This is a genomic window from Ferrimicrobium acidiphilum DSM 19497, assembly GCF_000949255.1.
GTDB lineage: Bacteria > Actinomycetota > Acidimicrobiia > Acidimicrobiales > Acidimicrobiaceae > Ferrimicrobium > Ferrimicrobium acidiphilum.
Genome location: NZ_JXUW01000009.1, coordinates 88,047 through 94,914, shown reverse-complemented (window position 1 = coordinate 94,914; position 6,868 = coordinate 88,047). Strand labels below are relative to the sequence as shown.

Annotated in this window: 7 protein-coding genes; 2 read left to right on the top strand and 5 right to left on the bottom strand. The window is 56.9% G+C overall.

Annotated features, from left to right (window positions below; translation table 11 throughout):
• Positions 1–1,131 (bottom strand): IS21 family transposase (gene istA, locus FEAC_RS06330; protein ID WP_052565842.1); only part of this gene is annotated, 1,131 nt, incomplete at its 3' end.
• Between the two features lie 25 nt (positions 1,132–1,156).
• Positions 1,157–1,390 (bottom strand): hypothetical protein, encoded by a 234-nt coding sequence (locus FEAC_RS06325; protein WP_052565840.1) that lies wholly within the window; start codon positions 1,388–1,390, stop codon positions 1,157–1,159.
• Between the two features lie 314 nt (positions 1,391–1,704).
• Between FEAC_RS06325 and FEAC_RS06320 the strand changes: the two genes are divergently transcribed.
• Both FEAC_RS06320 and FEAC_RS06315 read left to right on the top strand, forming a co-directional pair.
• Entirely contained in the window at positions 1,705–2,172 is a 468-nt protein-coding gene (locus FEAC_RS06320; RefSeq protein WP_035390987.1) for a MarR family winged helix-turn-helix transcriptional regulator, read from the top strand.
• The gene (locus FEAC_RS06315) at positions 2,169–2,984 is read left to right on the top strand and encodes an NAD-dependent epimerase/dehydratase family protein (protein WP_035390989.1); all 816 of its coding nucleotides are present in this window, start codon (positions 2,169–2,171) and stop codon (positions 2,982–2,984) included. The genes FEAC_RS06320 and FEAC_RS06315 overlap by 4 nt, the downstream gene beginning before the upstream one ends.
• Positions 2,985–3,112: 128 nt before the next feature.
• Here FEAC_RS06315 and FEAC_RS15135 read toward each other — a convergent pair whose 3' ends face one another.
• The 3 genes from FEAC_RS15135 to FEAC_RS06300 all read right to left on the bottom strand — a co-directional run bounded on the left by FEAC_RS15135 (position 3,113) and on the right by FEAC_RS06300 (position 6,777).
• Positions 3,113–3,295 (bottom strand): hypothetical protein, encoded by a 183-nt coding sequence (locus FEAC_RS15135; RefSeq protein WP_152623110.1) that lies wholly within the window; start codon positions 3,293–3,295, stop codon positions 3,113–3,115.
• 250 nt (positions 3,296–3,545) lie between these two features.
• Positions 3,546–4,463 (bottom strand): cation diffusion facilitator family transporter, encoded by a 918-nt coding sequence (locus FEAC_RS06310; protein ID WP_052565838.1) that lies wholly within the window; start codon positions 4,461–4,463, stop codon positions 3,546–3,548.
• A 1,330-nt stretch (positions 4,464–5,793) separates the two neighbouring features.
• Complete coding sequence (locus tag FEAC_RS06300) at positions 5,794–6,777, bottom strand: malate dehydrogenase (protein WP_035390992.1); 984 nt, start codon at positions 6,775–6,777, stop codon at positions 5,794–5,796.
• Between the last annotated feature and the right edge of the window lie 91 nt (positions 6,778–6,868).

Below are 6,868 nucleotides of genomic sequence, written 5' to 3'. Positions count from 1 at the left end.
ATAGCGGGCAAGATCGACCGTTGGTGCGACAACCTCTGGGACATCGTCTAAAGGCATAGGGGTTGACTCAAGCGAGGACCGTGCCGCAATCTCGACGAAGTCAGCCTTGAACGTATGCATGACAAGGGCTCGGCTGAGCCCAGCCGCGATAGCCGCTTTGGACAGTCTCCTCGCAAGTAAGAGCACGCCAACCATTTCGGAGATACCCTTGCTCTCTCCATAGAGCCGGGTAGCCCCAGCGAGGAACTCCTCGTGGTCCCTACTGAACGCTCCGCTCTTCTTTGCCTGGTCAAGGGGTACCGACCGAGGGAACGCTCCAGGCTTTCTGGTGAAGGCCTCAAGGTAATGATCCAGTACGAGAATAGAGTCTCCTCGATGAGTGAGACGTCCATGTGTCGCCACCTGCTTGTCTCGATAGGAGATGCTCACCTCATTAGCCGAGAGGGCTATCTGGACGCTTCTGCCAATGAGCGAGACCGGAACCGAGTAGAACGCCTGTCTCACACATACTCTGGACTTGGCATCGACCTTGGCAAAGAGGATCTTTGCTGAGCCAAAGGACTCTGCCATGAGTGGTTTTAGAGCCTTACGCTCCTCTAGGAACGCCGCCTCAACCGTCTCTTTGCGATAGGCGACATGTCTGCTGGCATCATCGGCGTCTACGCGCTGGTGGAGCTTGTCGTTGATCTCAGCCAAGGTTGCGCCCTTTGGCATGGGAACCATGTAGCGGCGCCTGGCCCGCTTAACCTCACCCTCAATGCCTCCCTTCTCATGGGCACCCTTGATGCCTGGGGTGCAATAGGAGGCGCCAAAGCCATAGTGGGAACGAAAGGCGGTGAAGCGCTCGTTCTCCATACGGTCTCTCCCGATGAGCACCTTGGTAACCGCGGAGGTGAGATTGTCATAGCGGATCTCTGTTGGTATCCCGCCAAAGGCCTCAAATGCCTTCTCGTGGCCGTCTAGGAAACACTCCTGGGACTCTCCCATGTAGATCTGATGGAAGGCCTTCGCCGACGCCGAGAGGCGCATAGCGAACATCTTGGCTCTGAGCTTCTCGCCACTTACAATCACCCAGACGTCACCGAAGTCCACCTCGGCGGTTCTGCCGGGTACGTGTACCTGGGGTATCATCGCGGTGGCTGCTGGCTCGATGATCTCAGCTTCTAAGTTCGCGCACCATCACCCGCACCGCAGACACCGAGACATCGGCACCGCACTCATCGACGAGCCGCTGCCAGATCCTCGTTGCGGTGTGTCGCTGCTTCTTTGGGACCTTTAGGTCCTCTGTTAACCACGCACGTATCGTCGACTCGTAGGGTCCAAGCTTTGGACGCATCTTGATAGTCGACTTGCGTTCTGGTGGGATAGCGCTGGCAAGTGCCCGGCGCACCTCTCGTCGATGGACTTTGAACTCCTTGGCCGTCGCCCGAATCGACAGACCCTCTTTACTAACGGCATTCTGCGATACTCTGATAGAGCTCCACTCTCAACATCCTTTTCTGACTTCTTGAAACAATTCTCATGCTTCAAGCCTACGAACCGTGGTGTTGAGGGTGGGGCCAGATTGGTCAAGCGTGGTGGGGCCAGATTAGTCAAGCGTTTCCAGCCCGACCCGAAAGTTGCAGATCGATGTGAAGTTGAACGCTGTGCACTTCACCAATGGATCACCAGGTTGACATCTGTTAGCTACCTAACTATAATTGTATGGTGGCTAACGGAATAACGGACCCTCAACACGAGTCAGCCGGGGCATGGGCGAAGAAGTATCACCTTGCGTCGCGAACGGTGATGGAATCCATTCTGCGCCCCCACGATCTCGGCCCAACGCAATGGTACGTGCTGTACCACCTGGCAATGGTGGGCGAGACCTCGCAGCGTGACCTGGCCGGCCCGCTCCAGGTCCAACGCGCAACTCTCACCGGCGTGGTCTCTGCCTTGGTCCGTAAAGGGCTGGTCGTGCAGGTGCCGAGCAGCACCGATCAGCGACAGAAGATGCTGAGGCTTACTCCGGCCGGCGCGGCGTTGTGGCGGGAGTTGCCCGACCCGATAGCCCTGATCCTGGACACCGCGTTCGACGGCATCGCAGCGTCTGACCTGGAAACCACCGCCCACGTGCTCCGCACCGCCACCGGCAAGCTCCAGGAACTCCTTTCGAAAGGGACACCATCATGACCATCCTCATCACTGGCGCTACCGGACTGGTCGGCAGCCGCCTCATTCCCCGCCTCGTTGACGAGGGGTACGACTGCCGCGCTCTCGTGCGACCCGGTAGGCCCCTCCCCGAAGGCGTCTCGACGGTCGCTGGCGACCTCCTGGATCCGTCCACACTGCCGGAGGCCGTGGCTGGGATCTCCGCCGTGATCCACCTCGCCGCCGTTCTACGGAACCCAGACCCGGAGCAGATTCGGCGAGCCAACGTCGACGGCACCAAGAACCTCATCGCGGCGGTCCAGGCTCATGCCCACAAGGCAAGAATCATCATGGCCAGTACCAACCTCGTCTACGACGAAGATCTGCCGTGGCCAGCACGCGAAGGCGATCCTGCCAAGCCGACCCGGCCCTACCCGGCCAGCAAGATCGCCGCCGAGCAGGAACTTCGCGACAGTGGCCTGAATTGGATCGTCCTGCGTTTCGCTTTCGTCTACGGCGACGGCGACGGCCATCTGCAATCAGCGCCCGGACTCCTGGGGTCATGGGGCTGGCATCCCGCCGCCACGATGAGTCTGATCCACCATCGCGACATCGCCACTGCCACGCAACTCGCTCTCACCGGAACACTGGATCGGCGGATCGTTAACCTCACGGACGATGCTCCCACCTCGGTCTACGAGATCGCTCGGATCGTCGGCACCGACTACCCCACATCAGCTCAGCCGCTCGAGAACCCCTGGAACGGGCACGTCGACGGAACCCTCGCCAGAAGCCTCGGCTTCACTCCCATGGTGCGCAGCATCTACCAAGCCGCCGACGAAGGGGCTCTCTAGAGCGGCTGATAACCCGAAGGTTGTTAGTTCAAATCCAACCCCCACCACCACGGTCCAGGCCGGTGCGAAAGCACCGGCCTTTTTGCTGCCCCCACGAGAATCCCAAAATCTGAACGAGTAGACAGTCGTCATAGCTTATGCGTGGGTTGAGGGGACTTCGGATTCCCTCGGACATATGATCGAGGAGCAACGTTACCAGACTGGGCAAGGGCTAGTCGACGGTCAGCGGCAGCGATGCGATGCGATGCGACGATGTCGAAGTTGTTGTTATCTGGAATGTAGGCCTTGGCAGAGTGCGATCGGGCACTCATCGTGAGCGCCAACTTAAAAGTAACGCACCGGCCTGGCGGTGAGCCGTCCACCGAGGACGGCAACGTTCACAAGGTTCGGATGCGCAGGTGCAGTCGTTGCACCGAACACTCGCCGGAGAGTCGAGGTATCGACCGCCAATGGACTACGCCATCAGCCGACATTCCGTATACCACTACCCGCGAGCCATTGTAAGGATCGGCAGTGATCGTCGAGGAGCTCGGCACCAGTTTGCCCGTGCTCCTCACCGCATCATGGATGAGTCGTCTGTTCGTGTTGACGGTGCCTGGCAGGCTCTAGTTGGAAGGTGCAGTGTTCGACATCGAAATGACCAGCTAGGCAGACGCCAAGATCATCCAAAACTTTCGCCGCTCCACCACCATCAAAAACGCTATCCTCGATCACTACATGAGCTGACAGCACTGGATTGCCGCTGGTGATCGTCCAAACGTGAAGATCGTGCACCGCCAACACTCCTGAGGTCGAACGAATATGATCCCGAACTTTTGCAACATCGATGTCCTTAGGCGTCGCCTCAAGAAGTACATCCACAGTATCGCGCAGTAGATTCAGAGTCCTCGGCAAAATCAGGGCTCCAATCAGCAATGAAGCGAGGGCGTCAGCTCGCTGGAAACCGGTCGCAGCGATTAGGACGGCAGCGATTAGGACGGCGATCGCACCTAGCAGATCAGAGAGCACCTCCAAGAAAGCCCCGCGTACGTTCAGACTGTCGCGATGAGCTGGCCGAAGAATCGCCAAACTAAGGCCATTTCCAATAAGTGCGACAACCCCGAACAATGCCATGATCCCCGCTGTCGCCATAGTTGGGTGAAACAGCTGGAAGATCGACTCGACGATAATGAAAACCCCTACCCCCAGCAAGAGAACCGCATTAACTACAGCTGCAAATATCTCTGCTCGCTGATACCCAAAGCTACGAGCATCACTCGATGGACGGCGAGCAAACCATATCCCGAGCAGCGACAGGCCTATGCCGGCTACATCGGTCGCGAGGTGGCCAGCATCGGCGAAGAGTGCGAGCGAGCGACCGAGCAGTCCACCAATGATCTCGGCGACCATGATGACAACCGTAATGCAGAGCACCAGCGTGAGCTTGCCGTGTTGGCGATCCCCGGCAGTTGTAAAAATATCGTGATGATCATGTGCCAAGAACTCACACTCCCATCAACAGTGAGCCGTTGAAAACTGGCGATTCGACCAGCGCGCTAGCCAGCAAGCCATCATTCAACGGCATGACTAAGCCTCGCCTTGATGGCAAACTCCTCTTCGCACCTACAATCCTGCCCACACTAAAACCGTCAACTGCCCCTATCCCACCAGTTTACCGAAGCAGTCACATCACCTGAGCTAGACTTCTCGCAGACCCCGGTTAATCGTGGCTGGATTAGTCGACATCTGACCCATCCATGTCTCGTGAAACCAACATTATCCGCAAAAAGGGCATTGGGAACTCCGGGATTCACCTATTTTGACCAACAGCGAGGAGGATCGTCAACGCGAACGTTGATGCCGATCACGTCTGTCTAACTGCATGATACCTGTTGCCAGCCCATCAATGGCCGCATACCATGTCGTGAAATTGCCATTATTCCTAGCTCGACTCAAGCGATGACAGTGTCATCGACGCAGATCGGGCGACTCCGCGAGTAGCCAGGCCTACATACCACCGACTACCAAGTCTCCGGCAGTTCTAGGCCATCGTTGCATACCACAAGGAAGTAGTGCCAGATACCTGAACAGCAAAGGTCATCAATTCGGGCGCCTCCGCTAACCTACCAAGACGGCAGTGACATCCTCCCCACCCTTACGGACGGGGCTTCCTAGGCTGCTCATGCAGCTTCGGCTGGTTGACGCTTCACTGGGTCTGGGTGCTTGTTAGCGTGCGATGTCCCTCCACGTCCTTAGATCACACCTAGAACAACGTAGGCTCGTGTATGTGGGGTTGATGGCGATGATTTCTACTGGGGTTATGGCATTGGGGTTATGGTATTGATAGCTTTGTCAGTGAGCCGTCTGTGGAACATACCCCAGCTCTGTTCGAGGATAGACCTGTTGAGTCCGGACTTCTGAGCAACGTTCTTGCATGGGTTCTTGAGCGTGTCCTTGGCCGAACGGATCATGTTCTTGACCCCCAAATCCTCTAGGGCAATCAGGTCGTGGTCCACTCGATCCAGTCTTTGCGTCGATCGGTCTCCTTTGCTGATAGCTAGCTATAGCTAGCTTTGTAGCATTACGACGGTTGGAGCCTTTGGTCTGTCTAGCTAGTTTGCGTTGTAGTCGCCTCTTAGGTTGGCGCTCTCGGTTGGTGAGTAGTTTCAGTTGAGAGTCTGACAGACTTGACTTTGGGATGTAATCGAGGTCGCTCTACCCCGCCCTTACAGACGGGGCTTCGCGCTCCGGTTTGGTCACAACAGATCCACCCAGAGAGCAAGCGTTGCTCACTACCCAGGCAGATGACGATAGCAAGAAGCTCGGAGCCCTACGAGAGTAGCTCGGTTACCTCTGACTGCTCGCCAAGGAGTTCATCCCTAGTAGTGTCGATGGCCGACTGCGCAGCTTGTGTGTGTACGAGGCCGGTAACAACCTCCCAAGAGCTCCCGGTCGACCGAATCGGGAAACCGAACTGCAGGCCCTCGGGCACGCCATACTCACCACGGGATACCACGCCGACTGAGGTCCAGTCGCCGGCCGGGGTTGGTGTCGCGATCGAGCGAACTGTGTCAATAACAGCATTAGCAGCGGAGGCGGCAGACGAGGCGCCACGAGCCTCGATAATCGCTGCTCCTCGTTTCTGTACGGTGGTGATGAACTCACCGTTGAGCCAGTCATGATCGTCGATCACCTTTGGAACCTCAACACCATCGATCTCAGCATGGTAGAAGTCCGGGAACTGGGTTGCTGAGTGGTTCCCCCAGATCGCCATCTTGGTAACTGAAGTCACCGGCCTATTCGCCTTACGTGCCAACTGTGTCATCGCACGATTTTGGTCGAGACGCATCATCGAAAACCAACGATCCGCAGGTACATCCTTGCCGTTCTCTCTAGCGATTAGGCAGTTGGTGTTGCAGGGATTACCGACCACCAAGACGCGGACATCATTGGCGGCAGCGGACGCAATGGCCTCGCCCTGTGGCTTAAAAATCCCGCCGTTAATGCCCAGTAGATCGCGACGCTCCATTCCCTGCTTACGCGGTACTGACCCTATCAGAAGTGCCCAATTGACGCCATCGAAACCAACCTTGAGGTCACTGGTCGTAACCACGTTGACCAAATTCGGAAAGGCACAATCATCTAGTTCCATCACCACGCCTTCAAGTGCCCGCATCGCTGGATCGATCTCTATCAACCGTAATTCGACGGGCACATCGGCCCCAAAAACATCACCTGCAGCTAGTCGAAACAATAACGAATAGCTAATCTGTCCTGCAGCACCAGTAACTGCCACCTTGACCGGAGTCGTCATCTATCTATTTCCTTTCTCATTGAACTCAATTCACTTCGCGCCGCCGACGGTTCTACTCACCACCGCCAGCACTCCACTGTCAACGGGAGCT